20 protein-coding genes, 1 pseudogene and 1 riboswitch are annotated in these 15,721 nt (G+C 56.2%); of the genes and pseudogenes, 8 read left to right on the plus strand and 13 right to left on the minus strand.

The genetic code is table 11. The features are described 5' to 3' along the window. The first annotated feature begins 19 nt into the window (after positions 1–19). Genes AC3WQH_RS12005 through AC3WQH_RS12015 form a run of 3 tightly spaced genes read left to right on the plus strand, consistent with a single transcriptional unit; the run spans position 20 to position 2,355 of the window. A complete protein-coding gene (locus AC3WQH_RS12005) occupies positions 20–1,060 on the plus strand; it encodes a DUF294 nucleotidyltransferase-like domain-containing protein (RefSeq protein ID WP_007783404.1) in 1,041 nt (346 codons plus the stop codon). A 12-nt stretch (positions 1,061–1,072) separates the two neighbouring features. Then, positions 1,073–1,807, plus strand: a complete 735-nt coding sequence (locus AC3WQH_RS12010; RefSeq protein WP_005829991.1) for an exonuclease domain-containing protein — start codon at positions 1,073–1,075, stop codon at positions 1,805–1,807. A 44-nt stretch (positions 1,808–1,851) separates the two neighbouring features. Next, positions 1,852–2,355 (plus strand): GNAT family N-acetyltransferase, encoded by a 504-nt coding sequence (locus AC3WQH_RS12015; protein WP_007783406.1) that lies wholly within the window; start codon positions 1,852–1,854, stop codon positions 2,353–2,355. Positions 2,356–2,500: 145 nt separating this feature from the next. Here AC3WQH_RS12015 and AC3WQH_RS12020 read toward each other — a convergent pair whose 3' ends face one another. The 4 genes from AC3WQH_RS12020 to AC3WQH_RS12035 form a co-directional block, all read right to left on the minus strand. Then, the gene (locus AC3WQH_RS12020) at positions 2,501–2,986 is read right to left on the minus strand and encodes a YbaK/EbsC family protein (RefSeq protein WP_492332057.1); all 486 of its coding nucleotides are present in this window, start codon (positions 2,984–2,986) and stop codon (positions 2,501–2,503) included. Between the two features lie 58 nt (positions 2,987–3,044). Further along, entirely contained in the window at positions 3,045–3,764 is a 720-nt protein-coding gene (locus tag AC3WQH_RS12025; RefSeq protein WP_327920757.1) for an MOSC domain-containing protein, read from the minus strand. A 24-nt stretch (positions 3,765–3,788) separates the two neighbouring features. Then, positions 3,789–4,586, minus strand: coding sequence for an NAD kinase (locus tag AC3WQH_RS12030; RefSeq protein ID WP_005829985.1), 798 nt, complete (start codon positions 4,584–4,586; stop codon positions 3,789–3,791). Positions 4,587–4,690: 104 nt separating this feature from the next. After that, entirely contained in the window at positions 4,691–5,140 is a 450-nt protein-coding gene (locus AC3WQH_RS12035) for an NUDIX domain-containing protein (protein WP_005829984.1), read from the minus strand. Positions 5,141–5,357: 217 nt separating this feature from the next. Here AC3WQH_RS12035 and AC3WQH_RS12040 point away from each other — a divergent pair, with 217 nt between their 5' ends. Continuing rightward, positions 5,358–5,696, plus strand: a complete 339-nt coding sequence (locus tag AC3WQH_RS12040) for a hypothetical protein (protein ID WP_429779504.1) — start codon at positions 5,358–5,360, stop codon at positions 5,694–5,696. A 208-nt stretch (positions 5,697–5,904) separates the two neighbouring features. On the opposite strand, the gene AC3WQH_RS12045 is transcribed toward AC3WQH_RS12040, so the two are convergent. From AC3WQH_RS12045 to AC3WQH_RS12065, 5 genes and pseudogenes are all read right to left on the minus strand, one after another. Then, complete coding sequence (locus AC3WQH_RS12045) at positions 5,905–6,303, minus strand: YugN family protein (protein ID WP_005829981.1); 399 nt, start codon at positions 6,301–6,303, stop codon at positions 5,905–5,907. A 149-nt stretch (positions 6,304–6,452) separates the two neighbouring features. Then, positions 6,453–7,262, minus strand: a complete 810-nt coding sequence (locus tag AC3WQH_RS12050) for an LSm family protein (protein ID WP_492332058.1) — start codon at positions 7,260–7,262, stop codon at positions 6,453–6,455. Positions 7,263–7,342: 80 nt separating this feature from the next. Beyond that, entirely contained in the window at positions 7,343–8,479 is a 1,137-nt protein-coding gene (gene thiO / locus AC3WQH_RS12055) for a glycine oxidase ThiO (protein ID WP_005829978.1), read from the minus strand. Positions 8,480–8,635: 156 nt separating this feature from the next. Further along, positions 8,636–8,751: riboswitch (TPP riboswitch) on the minus strand. Positions 8,752–8,830: 79 nt separating this feature from the next. Further along, positions 8,831–9,049, minus strand: a complete 219-nt coding sequence (locus AC3WQH_RS12060) for an excisionase family DNA-binding protein (RefSeq protein WP_307723519.1) — start codon at positions 9,047–9,049, stop codon at positions 8,831–8,833. A 21-nt stretch (positions 9,050–9,070) separates the two neighbouring features. Next, positions 9,071–10,420: pseudogene (locus AC3WQH_RS12065) on the minus strand (glucose-6-phosphate isomerase); the annotation flags it as partial. 197 nt (positions 10,421–10,617) lie between these two features. Between AC3WQH_RS12065 and AC3WQH_RS12070 the strand changes: the two are divergent. From AC3WQH_RS12070 to AC3WQH_RS12080, 3 genes are read left to right on the plus strand one after another with little or no spacing between them, the layout of a single operon-like run. Beyond that, entirely contained in the window at positions 10,618–11,895 is a 1,278-nt protein-coding gene (locus tag AC3WQH_RS12070; RefSeq protein ID WP_005829973.1) for an efflux RND transporter periplasmic adaptor subunit, read from the plus strand. Between the two features lie 40 nt (positions 11,896–11,935). Beyond that, on the plus strand, positions 11,936–12,655 hold the full coding sequence (locus AC3WQH_RS12075) for an ABC transporter ATP-binding protein (RefSeq protein ID WP_429779503.1): 720 nt from the start codon (positions 11,936–11,938) through the stop codon (positions 12,653–12,655). Next, on the plus strand, positions 12,652–13,842 hold the full coding sequence (locus AC3WQH_RS12080) for an ABC transporter permease (RefSeq protein WP_005829970.1): 1,191 nt from the start codon (positions 12,652–12,654) through the stop codon (positions 13,840–13,842). Before AC3WQH_RS12075 ends, AC3WQH_RS12080 begins: the two co-directional genes overlap by 4 nt. A 51-nt stretch (positions 13,843–13,893) precedes the next feature. Here AC3WQH_RS12080 and AC3WQH_RS12085 read toward each other — a convergent pair whose 3' ends face one another. Genes AC3WQH_RS12085 through AC3WQH_RS12095 form a run of 3 tightly spaced genes read right to left on the minus strand, consistent with a single transcriptional unit; the run spans position 13,894 to position 14,543 of the window. Further along, on the minus strand, positions 13,894–14,070 hold the full coding sequence (locus AC3WQH_RS12085; RefSeq protein WP_007783427.1) for a hypothetical protein: 177 nt from the start codon (positions 14,068–14,070) through the stop codon (positions 13,894–13,896). Positions 14,071–14,121: 51 nt separating this feature from the next. Continuing rightward, entirely contained in the window at positions 14,122–14,271 is a 150-nt protein-coding gene (locus tag AC3WQH_RS12090) for a hypothetical protein (protein ID WP_155808584.1), read from the minus strand. Further along, a complete protein-coding gene (locus tag AC3WQH_RS12095; protein ID WP_007783428.1) occupies positions 14,268–14,543 on the minus strand; it encodes a YqkE family protein in 276 nt (91 codons plus the stop codon). Before AC3WQH_RS12095 ends, AC3WQH_RS12090 begins: the two co-directional genes overlap by 4 nt. A gap of 97 nt (positions 14,544–14,640) precedes the next feature. On the opposite strand from AC3WQH_RS12095, the gene sspK reads away from it, so the two are divergent. Further along, on the plus strand, positions 14,641–14,772 hold the full coding sequence (gene sspK / locus AC3WQH_RS12100; RefSeq protein ID WP_007783429.1) for a small acid-soluble spore protein K: 132 nt from the start codon (positions 14,641–14,643) through the stop codon (positions 14,770–14,772). A gap of 27 nt (positions 14,773–14,799) precedes the next feature. Here sspK and AC3WQH_RS12105 read toward each other — a convergent pair whose 3' ends face one another. Then, complete coding sequence (locus AC3WQH_RS12105) at positions 14,800–15,636, minus strand: glycosyltransferase family 2 protein (protein WP_005829962.1); 837 nt, start codon at positions 15,634–15,636, stop codon at positions 14,800–14,802. Positions 15,637–15,721 lie beyond the last annotated feature (85 nt).

Genomic DNA, 15,721 nt, shown 5'->3' on the forward strand with positions numbered 1-15,721 from the left:
GGTAGCGCGTATCCGGCAGGTGGAATCGTTCGCCGAGCTCGCGCAACTTCGCCAGCAATTGCTTGACCCAGATCCCTTGCGCCAATTGAACCGCGCAGGGGAGATGGCCCCTTTTTCAATCGTAGTGAACTTGATTCACGACAACCTTATCCGCCAGGGCGTTCTGCTTGCCGTAGACGCTCTGGCTAAAAGAGGTGTCGGCACGCCGCCCGTCCCGTTTGCCTTTTTGCAATTCGGCAGCGGCGGACGCTTCGAGCAGGCCATCATCAGCGACCAGGACAACGGGCTTGTCTACTCGATCCCCGAGCACCTCAACGAAAGCGAGCAGGAGCGGGTTCACGGCTATTTTCAACTGCTGGCCGCGACCATCGTTTCCGGCCTGGAGGAAGCAGGCTATCCGCCTTGCCAGGGCAATGTCACCTGCCTCTCTCCGAAGTGGCGCGGCAGCGTCGACCAATGGATCGACCAGTTGGACAGATGGATCTCTCACCCGGTCTGGGAAAACGCCCGCTATTTGCTGCTGGCAAGCGACGTGCGCGTCCTGTACGGAGAATCGGCCATTTTCGCCCCTGTCCTGGACCGCTTCCGGCAGCTTTTGGCCGGGAATACGTTTTTGCTCGATCGGCTGGTCAGCAACACTTTGCATTACCGCGTGCCGCTCGGCCTGTTCGGAAGGGTGCTGCCCGAGGTCACCGGGCGGTTTCGCGGAGCCATCAACATCAAGTACGGCGTCTATTTGCCGATCGTCAACTGCGTGCGGCATTTCGCCCTGGCGCACGGCATCTTCGTCAGCTCCACGCTTGAGCGGCTGGGCGAGCTGGCGGAAAAAGGCGTGTGGAGCAAAAGCTTTTGCGACGAAATAGCCGCGCATTTTCGGCTGATCCAGGGGCTGCGCCTGACCGCCCTCTTGCACTGGGAGGACGGCCATTACACGAGCAACAGCTACATCAAGCTCAGCAAGCTGTCGCCTGATTCCATCACACAGGTGCGCGAAGCGATGAAGCTCGCCATCCGCCTGCAAAAAATGACGGCGAAGCTCCCGTCCACCTTCAGGGGATAGGAGGAGACGCATTTGGCAAAATGGGACTTCATCGGCCGCTTGTGGAACATGAACCGCGGAATGGCAGGGGTGCCGGGCGACTGGAAGTGGGGGCTTGGCGACGACGACAAACAGCACCAGGCTTATCTTCGCTCCATCTCCAAGGAAGCAAGACACGTCGATTCCAGCGAAAACATCCCGCTTGCCGATCTGGAGGTGGTCGTCGTCGACCTGGAGACGACCGGCTTTTACCCCGATCACGGAGACGCGATCATCTCGATCGGCGCGGTGGCGATGCGCGGGGAAAAGCTGCTGCTCGGAGATTCGTTTTACACGCTGGTCAATCCGGGGCGCACGATCCCGCCCCACGTCCGCTCGCTGACCGGGATTACCGACGATATGACTGCGGACGCGCCCGATCTGTTGGAAGCTCTCTCGCGGTTTTTCCGCTTCGTCGGAGATCGTCCGCTCGTCGCCCATCACTCCCGGCATGAGCGCGAATTTTTTCGCTCCGCCCTCTGGAAAACGAGCCGACGACCGCTGACTCACCGGATGCTCGACACGATGCTTTTGATTCGGCTGTTGAGCAACCCGATCGGCAACGGCTCGCTGGACGCCCTCTGCGCCCAGCACGACATCCCGATCTCCCGCAGGCACCACGCCTACTGTGACGCCGTGGCCGCCGGGACGCTGTGGGCGAAGTATTTGACAAAAGCGCAGCAGGCCGGATACACCAATCTCCGGGATGTGTACGAGGCGCTGCGGTAGAACAGGCGAGGAATCGCTGTTTGATTTTGAAGGAGTCGGTATTCATGCTGCTGCAAATCAGGGAAGCTGTTTTGGACGATTTACCTGCCATGCTGGCGATTTACAACCATGCGATTGCCCATCTGGCTGCAACTTTCGACCTGGAGCCGCAGAGTTTGGCCCAGCGCGAAGTCTGGTTTCACAAGCACACTGAAGCTCATCCGCTGCTCGTCGCCGAAGCGGACGGGCAAGTGGTCGGCTATTGCTGCCTTTCTCCTTTTCGCGAAAAGCCGGCGTACAGCAAAACGGTCGAGCTGTCTGTCTACATTGATGCGCAGCAGCGGGGATGCGGTGTCGGTACGGCCTTGATGAGCGACATCTTGCAGCGGGCGGAACAGCTCGGCTACCACACGGTCATCAGCGGCATTACGGGTGGAAACGAGGCAAGTGTGCGGCTTCATGAAAAGTTCGGGTTTACGCTTGCGGGAAAATTCCGGGAGGTGGGCTTCAAATTCGGCGAGTGGCACGATGTGCATTTTTATCAATTGATGCTGGGAAAAGAAGCGTGAAGCTTCCCCTGCGCGAACGAACAAAAGCCGGCAATCCACGGTGTCATGCGGATTGTCGGCTTTGTTTTTGCAAAAAACGTTTCGCCATTTTCCGAAAAGCAGCAGAACTGCTTGTCTGCCTGCGGCCGGCAAAACGGTCATGTTTTTACGAGGCTGGTGCAGCAGCCGCATCGATCTCGACGGCTTTGGTCATGGCAAGCAATGCCGCGTAGGTGACGGGCAAAAGCGATTCGGCAACGCCCGCAGCCGTATAGACGACAGGGAAGCGCCGCAGGGAAGTATCGACGAAGACGGGCACTTCCTCCTGCAACGCAAACGGACAGACAGCGCCTACGCGATAGCCTGTCACCTTTTCCACTTCTTCGGCGGAGGCCATCTTCGCCTTGCCCGAGCCAAAAGCGGCCTTGACCTGCTTGGGATGGATCTTGACATCTCCCGCTGCGACAAACAGCGCAAACTGGTCGCCAACTCGAAACAGGATCGACTTGGCGATTTGTCCCACCTCGCTGCCCAACGCTTCGGCGGCTGCCTCGGATGTAGGAAGCGGCTGCTCGAACAAAATCGGCTCGATTGCGGGATCGTACTGCTGCACAAAAGCCTTCACTTTTTCTACAGGACTCATCACGGTCATCTTTCGCACCTCCACTAGCCAGTTGCCGAGGCAAAAGCAGTTTGCCTCGCCTTTTTGCCTACTCCAGAATAAACACCTCGTCGCCCTGCGACACCGTACCTGTCGTCACCACAGAGGCGTACACGCCAAAATGGTTTTCGTGGCGCTTCACGCATGCTTTCAGCACAGCCGGGTTTTTCTGCAGCGTATCGGGGTCGATGTTCACGTACATGCAACGCTCGCAATGCTTGGTAACCTGCAGGGTAACATCGTTGATTTGCAGCTTTTTGCCCAGCCATTTGTCTTCTGCGAACGGTTCGTCGTCTTCGAGCTCGACGATGAGGTTTCCGCGAAAACGTCTCGGGTCAATCCAGTCGCTGCCGATCACCCGTGCCAGCTCGCGCAGGGAGGCGTCCGTCACCAAAAGAATGTGGTCCTCCCAGTTTTTCCCTCCCTCTGTCGGGAGACTGCGCATCGGTGTCACCGCTCTTTTCGCTGTCTCTGCGACATGGGCGAACAGCGACTCTCCCCACGTATGTACGCTGCCGTCACGCGCTTCAACTTGAACGTCGGGGTATGCTTCTTCGCCCGTCTTTTCCCCCATGCTGGCATGGTAGCCGAGCAGCGCCGGGACGACGTCTGCACTCAAATATTTTCCGCCGCGAGAGTCGTCCAGAAAGTAATAAGCCCGATCGCCGTACAGGCCGAAAACGTCGACCTCCGACGTCGTCAGTTGCTCGCCCTGCATCGCTTTTACCGGATGGCGGAAAATGCTTTGCAGTGTTCCTAGCTTTTTCAATGATATCCCCTCCCCCAAGTCTCTCTATCCTTTGATAAACGAATTGCGCACCCTGCTCCAAAACGTCAGTCGCTTGTAGCGGGCGAATTTGACTTTGCCTTGCCCGACACGGCACATAATGGAGCGCACGCCTCTCCACACCGCCTGCTCGCGATCGAGGCCGATCATGATTTCCGGGTTCATGACAATCAGCTCTACTTCGTGATGCTTGGGCAAAACGAGCGAGCTGTTGATCGTCCGGTACGCCTGGTTGTTGATGGAGGCGATTTCGGACAGTTGGATCGCCTCGATGGACGGATGCACGATCGCTCCATCCACGGCTTTGTTGTAGGCTGTACTCCCCGATGGCGAAGACACGATCAACCCGTCGCCGCGAAACGTCTCCAACTCGTCCCCGTTAATGTAGACGCAAGCGACCAACGTCGAGAGGGACGCGTTGCGCAGGACCAGTTCGTTCAACGCCCATTTTTCGTATCGCTGGCCATCTGCTGTATCAATCCGGCACTGGACCGTCGGATACTCGACGATCGCCGGTTCGGCGTGCAGCAGCCGGTCGACGAACTCATCCAGCTCCTCCGGCCGCCAGTCGGCGTAAAAACCGAGGTGTCCCGTATGAATCCCGACATAGGCCGGCTCCATGCCGTATTGATGGACGGCCTCGAGCAGCGTCCCGTCCCCTCCGATTGAGAGCACCATGTCAGGCTTGGCCTCCGTTCCGTTCACAAACGTGTAAGGACTGCCTGCCTCGCGCAGCTTTTCCTTCAACAAATGTTCTACTTCCCGTGTATAATCGTCATTTCGCAGTACAGTCGCAATCTTCATGCTGGTCTGCCCTCACTTTTATCCTTCGAAGCGGTCAAGTACGCTCGTTTTGTTGATCTCACTATACCACATGGGAAAAGGAGATGCATGGAAACGGCCGAGTCTCACCATCGCTCTTCGCGGAAAGACTGGGCGCAAAATTCCGCCAATCGCTTTCGCGTCGAGGGGGTCATGTCGTCCGGGAGCTGGTCCCACAAAAAGTAGCGCATGTCCCGGACTTCATCGGCGTCGATCTTGCCTGTCCCGGGCTGGATTTGGCAGGCGTGGAACAGGGCGATGTGGTCGCGCTTGCCTTCGCGTTCGCTGTAATACAGGTGACAGAGCCTGAGCTCGCCAGCCACGAGGCCGCATTCTTCCCGCAGCTCTCTGCGGGCTGCCTCCCAGAACGATTCTCCTTTTTCGACTCCGCCGCCGGGCAAGTACCAGCCGGGTACATAGGTGTGCCTAATGAGCAGGACGCCTTTTTGTTCGTCGGCCACGATGAGGCGCACTCCGAGAGTCAGCGGCTTGCGGATTTTCCAATACCATTTCGCTATCGCATGGTACCACGCCATGCTGTCGCCTCCTGTCTCCTGTCAGGACGTCGTTTTTCACGGGTGTCTCGGGTCGGTCATTCTGCTGTTAGGGAAATATTACCTGACTAATAGTGGAAAAACAAATCTTTTACAAAGGTTGTTGTTTGTTGTTTTTGGTGATGCGGGGAAAAAGTGAAAACATTGAAAAGAGCGTTTGCCCGTTGCTGTTGGCGAGGCGAGGGAAAAAGCAAAAACATTGAAAAGACCGTTTGCCGTTGCTTTTGGCGAAGGCGAGGCAAAAGCAAAATCATTAAAAAGCCCGTCTGTCGTTGCTTTTGGTGAGGCGAGGAAAGAGGAGAAATCGCTGGAGCTTCTTGGGATACCCGCTGGGGGCTGGACTGCCCGGCTCCGGGGAAAAAGCAAAACCGCGTCCAAAGTGGTCGATTCAGGATGTGTCTCAGAGTGGACGCTTAAAAGCGTGTTTTGCTTTTTCCCCTCCACCTCGGTCGGTATCCCAAAGAGCTTTCGCGGATTTCTCCTCTTTCCTCGTCAGCGGCTTGCTTGGGTGGGCGTGGGTTTTTTAAAACGTTTGTAAAGAGTTTTTCAAAGACGGTTTTCATGCTAGAAAAAATAACCACCCGATCCGGGGTCCTCAGGCAAGATTTGCTGCCCTCAATCTGTGCAATACTTTCTGCAAACAGAACAGGGCTGAAAAAGCATATCCATTTAAAATCCATTCCTCGCTGCTGCTTTCATCGAAGCGAAGCAAAACAAAAAAGCAGGCCTGCTCCAAGGCCCGCTTTTCATCCGAGACGATTTTCCAGTTCTTTGACGATGGCCTCGGCCTTGCGAATCCAGCGGGGGTCGATCTCGGCATCTTTGTCGAGCGGCTCCTGGAACTGGTTCATCACGGCTGAAGCGACGGGGGCGTAGTAGCCGATATCTTCCTCTACACCTGTGTTGTAGACGTGGCGCAAAACAAACGGTTCGCCCAGTTCCAGCCACGCGTCGGGGCTGTCGAGCTCGCCCTGCAAGACTTTTACCGGGAGGCGGAGGTACACGGTGTTCCTGTCGTCAAGGGTGCGGTCGAAATAGCCGTGTTCGTAATCCCAATTCGCCAGTGTAAAATGCGGCTCGAGCGACTCGCGGAAATAGCCGAACGTCGCCTTCGTCCCTGGTAAGCTGCTTTGAATTTTCTTCATTTCTATCCCCTGCCTTCGTCACATACTACTGGTAGTGTGCGCCAAAACGGCGGGTTGTACTCACAGGCGAGGGCAGGCAAAACGAGCAACAAGCCTCGCTGCCGGAAGTGCGGATGACAAGAGGCTTGGTAGCTCTATGCTTTCAGGTTTTAGAGCAGCGCGATCGTCAAAAGCGTAAACAAGGCGAGCGGAATGATTCTTTTGCCTCTTCGGCACGGACGGCGGCGTTTTTTCCTCGGCACGACGACTGCAGCCGGAGGTGGTGGCGGCGGTGGATACGGGTAACACGGCTGAGGCGGGTAGGGCGGGAACGGTGGGAACGGCGCCATGTACGGATTGAAGCCGGAATAAGGGCTGACGAAAGGAGCGCCCTCTCCAAACGGACTCACCTGGCCGTACGGAAAGCTCGGACTGCCAAACGGACTTACTTGCCCATATGGCTGGCCCGGACTGCCGAACGGGCTTACCTGCCCAAACGGCTGATTCGGGCTGCCGAACGGACTTACCTGCCCATACGGCTGGTTTGGGCTGCCGAATGGGCTGATCGGAGCGTATGGATAGCAATCGTCCGCGTAAGGGCTGACTTGACCAGCAGGAGGCCGATTCGGCTGGCTGCTGCTGCCAAGCGGACTGACATCGCCAAACGGCTGGTATCCGCCATATGGATAGCCGTAGGGAGTCCAGTCCGGGTACATGCCCCAGTCTCCATGCGATTTGCGGCTGGCTACCTCTTCGAACTCGTAGTCGTCTTCCTCTGCATCGGGATCGTCCACTTCCACATATACATTCTGATCGTCAAAGTCCACGATCACGCCTTCAAAAATCTGGCCGTCAATCGCTTCAATGCGCACCTTTTTCTCGACGTGTTCTTTGCATATGTTGTGCACATTTTCACGCATATCCTTTATCAGACTGACCGTCTGGACGTCAGCCTGGTACAGGTTTTTTTCAGACTGCATGGAAACTCCTCCCCTTCTGGTGTTTCTTTATTACCATATACAGGTGCCCATGGGGAGGTGTACCGGGTTTGCAGTTCGGACTAGCCCATTTTGTTCGACGTTTCGTCTGTTTTTGCCAAAAAGCGGGATGGCAAAAACGGCGTCAGACGCTCTGTCTCGCCTTTTTCCAGGTAGTCGGCCATCCATTTCGCGGTAGCCGGGGACAGCAAGATGCCGTTGCGGAAGTGCCCTCCGGCAATCGAAAGCCCGTCCCAGCCGGGCACGGGACCAAGCAGCGGCTTGCCATCTGCGGTAGCTGGCCGCAGTCCGCCCCACGCCTCCAGAAAAGCAGCGCCGTGTAAGGCCGGGACGTACGGCATGACTCCGTTCAGGATGCTGGCCAAGCCCGCCATTGTAACTTCGCGCTGAAAGCCGCTTTCGTCTTCTGTCGCGCCGATGACGATTTTCCCGTCTTTCTTCGGCGTGATGTAGCCGGAGGTGCCAAAAATGACGGTGCGAAGCGGGATGCCTGCGGAGGATACCGCCGCGATCTGGCCGCGAACCGGGCGAACGGGAATCGAAACGCCGAGCATTTCCAGCATGATGCCCGCCCACGCGCCTGACGTGATGATCGTTTGCTCCGCCCGCAGCGGTCCAAGCGAACTCTCCACGCCGACTACCCGGCCGCCTTTTACCGCGATGCCGCTCACGACACAGCCTGCGTGCAACGCGACGCCTTGCAGCCGGCATGCTGTCACCAGAGCGCGCAGCAGCATGCGGTTGTTGATATGCCCTTCGTACGGAGAGTAGATGGCTGCCTGCGCCTGCTCGGTCAAAAGCGGCTCCACCTCAGCCAGTTGCTGCCGCTCCGTCAAAAGGTGGACGCTGTGCCCCGCTTCTTTTTGCCAATGGTACTTCGCCAAAAGCTGTGCCTGCTCGTCATCGTTGAGCGCGACCGTCAGCAGCCCTTCCAGGCTGAGCTGGACGTCCCCTCCGGTAAACTCTTCCAGCTCGGCCGCCCACTGCGGGTAATAGGCCAGCGAAGTCATGCCCAGATCGAGCATCGGGCCTGGGGCCGTAAACTCCTTCAACGGCGCGAGCATCCCCGCCGCCGCAGAAGACGCCTGTCCGCCCCATTCTCCCTGCTCGACCAGCGTGACGCTCCTTCCTCTTCGTGACAACTCATAAGCCAGACTTAATCCGATAATTCCTCCACCCACTACGAGACAATCGCTCAATTTTTCTCTCTCCTCGCTTGTTGTAATCTCTTCGGGGCCGTTCGAAAGCGCCGTTGTAGCCAAAAGCCCCTGGCGCAGTCGACAAAATGAAAAAAACCACCTTCTCCTTCACAGGAAAAGGCGGGCTTCATACGCATCGTAACCAAATAAAAAAGCGCTGTTTGCCGGCAACCGTATCCCTGCGCCGGCATGATCCGGATCAGGTGCAATGGGTCGACGGTCGTTGCTTCCATCCTCTCAGCCCCGCATGAAGGACTCCCCGAGTTGCTTGATCTTTTATTTTCGTTCACCCACCAAGTATAGTCCTCTTGGGCGCGATCTGACAAGATGGTCTGCGCTTTCATCCTCAGCTTAATCCTCGTCTTTCACATCGTAGCTTTCCGGAACCGTCTCGTGACGCGCCGCTTCCTCGAACTCGCGAAGCTTGCGCATTTCCTCCAGATGGTGATTGAACTGCTCCTTGTTGATGATGTACTCGTTGCCGTCGTGGAGAGCGCGGATTTTGCCCTGATGAATTTTTTCCAAAATAAACGTTTCAGGAAGCTCCAAATACGCCGCTGTCTCCTCCACAGTCAAATACGTCTTGTTCTCGCGCAATCTTGCCTCCAGTTCCGCTTTCTGCTGCTCGAATCCAGGTTTTCCCAGAAGGGCGAACATGTTGGCCTTGTACGCCTCCACCCCGGGCTGATCGAACGGGTTGACCCCTAGCAAATAGCCGCTGATCCCGCACGCCTTTTCAAAAAAGTAGATCAGGGCGCCGAGATGGTACGCTGTCGCCTCTGGCATCTCCACAAGCAGGTTCGGTACGCCGCCATCTACATGGGCCAGTACCGTTCCCTCGAAAGCCTTTTTATTGACAAACCCCATCCGCTTGCCGGACAGGAAGTTCAACCCGTCCACATCGAGCGGGTCCTCCTGCACGGTCACGTCGACGGCGGGCTTGTTCACCGTAACAACCGTTTCAAACAACTGCCGCATGCCGTCCTGTATGTACTGCCCCAACGAGTGCAGGTCCGTGGAAAACTCGGCTGACGCGGGAAAAATTCCTTTGCCGTCTTTTCCTTCCGACTCCCCGAAAAGCTGCTTCCACCACTCCGCGAAAAAGCGGAACTGCGGCTCGTAGCTGACCAGAAGCTCCACGGTTTTACCTTTGCGGTACAGCGCATTGCGAATCGCCGCATACTGGTAGCACGGATTTTCGTACAAATCCATGACCATGTAGCGCTCGCTCGCGTCTTGCGCGCCCTTCATCAGCGCGTCCAGATCGGCCCCGCTCACTGCGATTGGCAACAGTCCGACTGCGGTCAGGACGGAAAAACGTCCGCCGATATCGTCCGGAATGACGAAGCTTTCGTACCCTTCGTCCTCCGCGAGTCTTTTTAAGGCGCCGCGCGTTTTGTCCGTCGTAATATAGATGCGCTTCTTCGCCTGCTCGCGGCCGTACTTGTTCTCCAGCCAGGTGCGCAGCAGCCGAAAAGCGATCGCGGGCTCTGTCGTCGTGCCCGACTTCGAGATGACATTGATGGACACGTCTTTTCCTTCGAGCACGTCCATCAGATGAGAGATATAAACCGGGCTGATATTGTTCCCGACAAAATAAATTTCCGGAAAACGCCGCTTCGACTTCGGCAGCAAATTGTAAAAGCTGTGGCCCAAAATGTCCAGTACAGCTTTCGCCCCTAAATATGAACCCCCGATTCCAATTACCAAAAGCACATCCGAATCAGCCTGGATACGCGCCGCCACCTGGCGAATCCGCTCAAATTCAGCGCGGTCGTACCTCTGCGGCCAATCAACCCAACCGAGATAGTCTCTGCCTGGACCCGTTCTTTTGTGCAACATCTCATGCGCCTGCCCGATCGCCGGGGCAAGCTGCTCCCACTCATGCTGTCTCACAAAGGCGCGTGCATTAGAGTAATCAAATCGAATCGCTTGGTTCATGGCTCCCCTCCCAAGGAACGTCATCTATTTTCTTATCTTATCACGCCAAAAGCCAGAAAGTTGCTTTCCGTCAAAACATCACAAAATGTGAGCAAATCGTGAACAATTCGCCACAAGTGTTACCTTTTTCCAGACCTGGCGTAAGACTTCACCGAGCAAAGAAATAATACGGTTCCTAACAGCAAGGAGAAATGAACATGAAAAAACGGTGGTGGATCATCGGTTCCGTGGTCGTCCTGCTCGGTGCGGGCTTCGTCGGAATCAACATGATGGGCTCTCAGCAAGCCATGGGCATGCCGGTAAACATCGGGGCTCCGACCAAGTCAGTCCTGGAGAGCAAAATTTTGACCTCGGGGATCGTCACGGTAGAGGACAAGCAAAAGCAGTATGCCAACGTAACCGGAACCTTGCGCGAGTTTGTGGTGAAGGAAGGCGACAAGGTCAAGAAAGGCCAGGTCATCGCAAAAATCGACACCTCGGATGTCGACGGCAGACTGCTTGATCTGGAAGCGCAAATGGAAGTAGCCAAAGCCAATCTGGCAAAAGCCCAGATCGGGGCAGAGCCGGAAGAAGTGGCGCAGGAGCGCGAGCGGGTCAATCAGGCCCAGCGCGAATACGACGCAGCCAAACGCGAGTACGATCGGATCCAGCAACTGTTCGCTTCGGGGGCTTCCACGCAGCAAGAGTTGGACAAGGCCAAATCTGTTTTGGACAACGCCCAGTCTTCCCTGAATGTCACGAAGCAACAGTTTGCCCTCAAGCAAAAAGGGCCGCGCAAGGAAGACATCGCCGCCCAGCAGGCGCAAATCAACAAGCTGGCCGTAGAGCGCAGCCAGTTGGAAAAAGAGCGCGTGCAAAGCGTCCTCGTCGCGCCGATGGACGGAACAGTCATTGGCGTGGCGGCCGAGAACGGCCAATACGTCAGCAAAGGCACGGAAATTTTGACGCTGGCCAACCTGAACAACCTGCTCATTCAGGCTGATATTAACGAGTCGGACGTCGGCAAACTGAAAATCGGCCAGTCCGCGACGATTGAAGGAATTACGCTGGGCAAGCAACTGCTGAACGCCCAAATTACCCGGATCGCGCCGATCGCGACCACTACGCAAAGCAGTTCGGGCCAAGGCGAAAAAACGCGCGTCAAAGTCATCCTCAAGCCGCAGGGCGATTTGAGCGCACTGAAGCCAGGCTTCCACGTGGACATCAACATCATGGTGGAAAAAATCGAAAACGCCCTGCAAGTTCCCATCGAGTCCGTTCAGCAGGACGCCGATGGCAGCACCTTCGTATGGATCTCCGCTGACGGCATCGCCAAGAAGCAAAAAGTCGTTACAGGCACAGAAAATGAGCTGTTCTCCCACATCAAGTCGGGACTGTCAGGAGACGAACAAATCATTTTGGGACCTGTCGACGCTCTGAGCGAAGGAGCTGCGGTCATGCCGATGAGCGGCGGTGCTGCTGCGCTGGGCATGTAACGACTGGACGCGTTCCACGTAAAAAGGAGGTCAGCCGACAATGCTTCAGATAGAAGGCTTGACGAAATCATACAAGACAGGCGATACTACCCTCCCGATCCTGAAAGGCGTCTCCCTGCTAGTGGAAAAAGGCGAATTTGTCGCCATCATGGGACCATCGGGATCAGGGAAATCGACGTTCATGAACATGCTGGGCTGCCTGGATCGTCCGGACTCGGGGACGTACATTCTCGACGGCATCGAGGTCAGCAGCCTCAAGGACAAGCAGCTCGCCTATGTTCGCAATCAAAAAATCGGCTTCGTTTTTCAATCGTTCAATCTGCTCGCGCGCTCCACTTCTTTGCACAACGTGGAGCTGCCGATGATGTACGCCAACATCAGCCGCTCGGAAAGACGCAGTCGCGCCACCGAAGCGCTGAAGCGAGTCGGGCTTGCTGAGCGCATGAACCACAAGCCGACACAGCTTTCCGGCGGACAAAAGCAGCGGGTCGCCATCGCCAGAGCGCTGGTCAATCGACCCGCCATCCTGTTGGCCGACGAACCGACAGGGAACCTGGACAGCCGCTCCGGCGTCGAGATCATGGCGATGTTCCAGGAGCTGCACGCCCAGGGCGTCACGATCATTCTCGTCACGCACGAACTGGACATCGCCCAGCACGCCGAACGGATCGTCACCTTCAAGGACGGCGTCATCGTCCGCGACGAACGGGTCGAGGAACGCATTTTCTCTACCCCGTCTGACGAGGTGATTGTCACATGAATTTTATGGAGAGCTTTTACACCGCCCTGGAAGGCATCTGGGCGAACAAAATGCGTTCCTGCCTGACCATGCTCGGCATCATCATCGGCATCACCTCCGTCATCGCCGTAACGACACTTGGCGAAGGCGGACAAAAAGCGATTAACGACGAGATGGAAAAATTCGGCCAGAACACGTTCAACGTCTTCATCAACTGGGACACGAAAGAAGAGATAGCCGCAGACGACCTGACCATCGAGGACGCCGAGGTGCTCAGCCGAATCAGCCCGGCAATCGAGTACATCGTCCCGTACAACTCCCATACAATCGAACTGAAAGGCCCGAAAAAAGAAGAGCGGGTCAACCTGACCGCCAGCACCGCCGACTACTTTGCCATGCAGAAGACGATGAAAGTGGCCAAAGGACGCCTGTTCAACAGCGCGGATGACAAGGAGCAGCGCGCCGTCGTCGTGCTGGAGGACAAGCTCGGCGAAAAGCTGTTCGGCCAGATGAACCCGATCGGCCAGCGCGTGCGCTGGGGCAACAACTCGCTCGTCGTCATCGGTACGTACACAGAGGAAAAGTTCAAGTTTGACATGGGAGCAGAGACGTTTGGCGCGGTTGTCCCCATCCGTTATTACCACAGCCTGCAGGAAGAGCCATCCGTCCAGATGTTCATGGGCAAAGCCGTGGACAAGCCGTCTGTCGACCCTGCCATGCAGCAAGTCAAGCAGTATTTGACCCGCAAGCATCAAAAACAAGACCACTACATGGTGCGCAGCATGCAGGAATCGGTCGATCAGTTCAACCAGTTGACAGGCACATTGACACTGATCTTCAGCGTCATCGCCGGAATCTCGCTCGTCGTCGGCGGGGTCGGCGTCATGAACATCATGCTCGTTTCCGTCACAGAGCGCACGCGGGAAATCGGGATTCGCAAGGCGCTCGGGGCAAGGCGCAGCGACATTTTGATCCAGTTTCTGATCGAATCCGTCATCGTCTGCCTGATCGGCGGCTTGATCGGGGTCCTGTTCGGACTGGGCATCGCCGCCCTGATTGCGCAGTTTGCCAATCTGCCGCCGCTTCTGTCCTGGAACAGCGTGTTCATCGCCTTTGGCTTCTCCAGCGCAATCGGCATCTTTTTCGGCCTGTATCCGGCCAACAAGGCCGCCAAGCTGGACCCGATCGAAGCGCTTCGCTACGAATAATTTCAGCAACAAAAAACATGCACCTGTGCAGCTTGAGCCACAGGTGCATGTTTATGTTGGAAACGTATCAGTCATCAGCTTCAAAAGAAAAAAAAGCGCAATCCCGACACTCGCGACTGTCCACCAGAGCGTTTTGCTGTCCGTCTTGTCTGCCTTGTAGATACCGCTCAGCTTCCAGGTGCCTACAGCTACACAAAGGAGACTGAGCAGGAGCAGGATTGTCCCCATGGTCTCCCTCCTTTCCCCTCTCCTAGCTATATGGGGAAGGAGGGAAAAAAATCACTCCTTGGGCTGCTTTTTCCCTAACCGGCCAAGGACTTGCTGGCCGCGCTGCTTGATCGACTCATCCTTGAGAGCGAGCTGCCGTTTTTTCATCAGGCCGTTTTTCGACGTATCCGGCCTCTCCGTCTGCCGTCCATCGCGCATCAACTGTACTTGCCTCCGCCTTTTTTGTCGTAGTCGGCCAGCAGTTCCGCAAAGCTTTTGTTGCGCTCGCGCTCTTCCTGCTCGCGGCGCTTTTGCTCGGCCGCTTCCTTCGCCTTGCGCTCGCTTTCGGACTTCATTTCTTTTTCCAACTGCTTCAGCTTGGCCAATGCATCCGCATTCACCATATCCTTCAGGCTGCCGAGAGAAGATTTCGCTTCTGTCGCTGTATCCAGGTTTTGACGTTGTGGTTGCTGTTTTTGTTTTTTCTTCGCCATGTGAGCTGCCATCCTTTCCCTATCGAATTCACGCCCATTCTCCAGCGCCTTTTGGGTCATACTATTTTTACGCTTCGCATGAAGAGGAGGACGAGACATGGTACGCAATAAAGCAAAAGACTTTGGAAAAACCGCAGAAATTCGTGGCCCAAAAGCCCAGTCTGAAGCCGTCCGTTCCAACGGTTCCATTAATAGTGAACCACAAGAGCGGTTAAAAGAAAACCGTTAGGCACAAAGTAAACCGCCGGGGCTATGGTCATGCCCGGCGGTTTTTTTTCGTCGGCTGGCTGCTTGCGCCCAGTCTTTTTTGCACACACTCCTGCTTCAATAGCGTCAGCTTATCGTCCAACTGGAATTGGCAGCCATTTTTTAACAAACGTTTTCCGAGATCGCGCTCCATCTCAATCCGCGGCAGCTCGCGAAAAAGTCCTGCTTTTTGCAGGCTTTCCCGCCGCAGCGAGACGTGCTGGGTGTCAAACAGCGTCCACGGCGAGCGGTGCCGCGCCAGCTTCGCCCCGTATTTCTCCCGGGCGGCCAGCCGCTTCTGCGCGATTGGACAGGGCAAGCCGATGTGAAATGGCAAGCCGTTTACAATCTGGCTCTCTTCCAGCAAAGGGACTGTTTCCACAAGCGTATGCGGCCGCTTCACATGCGGGTATTGCTCCAGCCAGAGCTGGCACTCCGCATGCTGTGTCGCGCTGAAGCCCGGCTCATACACCGAATAGATTCGTTTTCGATCCTGCCCGAGCAAGACCAGGTGGCTCGCTTTTTCATGTGCCTGCTGATGCACGCCGATGAAGCTGCGGGGTACGATCATCTGGGCAGCGAGGAAGACGATCAGCTCGCCGCGCGCCAACTGTATCCCTGTGTTCAGCAGGTGGGCAAGCGGTTTTTTGGCCCGAAACTGCACGTAGTTCAGCGGAAAATGAGCGGTAAACCGGGACAGCTTTTCCCTCGTCGCATCCGTTGAGGTGTTGTCCAGCACGATCACCTCGAACTCCTCGAAGGCGCAGTATTGCAGGTTGAAGCCGAACAACGTGTACAACAGTTGATCGTCTGCGTTTTTGGCAGGAATAACGACACTGGTCAGCATCGAATCTCCCCCTTTTTGTAGCATATGCAGGTGGCGGCAACTTGGGCTGGGCTTGGGTCGCGGCCATGCTTGCGCGCTGCTCGCC

Source organism: Brevibacillus sp. FW301-21C12A, from assembly GCF_058788915.1.

What these genes read in the sequence shown, in the direction of transcription:
- AC3WQH_RS12075 (WP_429779503.1), top strand. Translation starts at nt 11,936, where the DNA reads ATGCTTCAGATAGAAGGCTTGACGAAATCATACAAGACAGGCGATACT.
- AC3WQH_RS12080 (WP_005829970.1), top strand. Translation starts at nt 12,652, where the DNA reads ATGAATTTTATGGAGAGCTTTTACACCGCCCTGGAAGGCATCTGGGCG.
- AC3WQH_RS12035 (WP_005829984.1), bottom strand. Translation starts at nt 5,140, where the DNA reads ATGGCGTGGTACCATGCGATAGCGAAATGGTATTGGAAAATCCGCAAG.
- AC3WQH_RS12085 (WP_007783427.1), bottom strand. Translation starts at nt 14,070, where the DNA reads ATGGGGACAATCCTGCTCCTGCTCAGTCTCCTTTGTGTAGCTGTAGGC.
- AC3WQH_RS12095 (WP_007783428.1), bottom strand. Translation starts at nt 14,543, where the DNA reads ATGGCGAAGAAAAAACAAAAACAGCAACCACAACGTCAAAACCTGGAT.
- AC3WQH_RS12050 (WP_492332058.1), bottom strand. Translation starts at nt 7,262, where the DNA reads ATGCAGTCTGAAAAAAACCTGTACCAGGCTGACGTCCAGACGGTCAGT.
- AC3WQH_RS12030 (WP_005829985.1), bottom strand. Translation starts at nt 4,586, where the DNA reads ATGAAGATTGCGACTGTACTGCGAAATGACGATTATACACGGGAAGTA.
- AC3WQH_RS12045 (WP_005829981.1), bottom strand. Translation starts at nt 6,303, where the DNA reads ATGAAGAAAATTCAAAGCAGCTTACCAGGGACGAAGGCGACGTTCGGC.
- AC3WQH_RS12070 (WP_005829973.1), top strand. Translation starts at nt 10,618, where the DNA reads ATGAAAAAACGGTGGTGGATCATCGGTTCCGTGGTCGTCCTGCTCGGT.
- AC3WQH_RS12105 (WP_005829962.1), bottom strand. Translation starts at nt 15,636, where the DNA reads ATGCTGACCAGTGTCGTTATTCCTGCCAAAAACGCAGACGATCAACTG.
- sspK (WP_007783429.1), top strand. Translation starts at nt 14,641, where the DNA reads ATGGTACGCAATAAAGCAAAAGACTTTGGAAAAACCGCAGAAATTCGT.
- AC3WQH_RS12015 (WP_007783406.1), top strand. Translation starts at nt 1,852, where the DNA reads ATGCTGCTGCAAATCAGGGAAGCTGTTTTGGACGATTTACCTGCCATG.
- AC3WQH_RS12020 (WP_492332057.1), bottom strand. Translation starts at nt 2,986, where the DNA reads ATGACCGTGATGAGTCCTGTAGAAAAAGTGAAGGCTTTTGTGCAGCAG.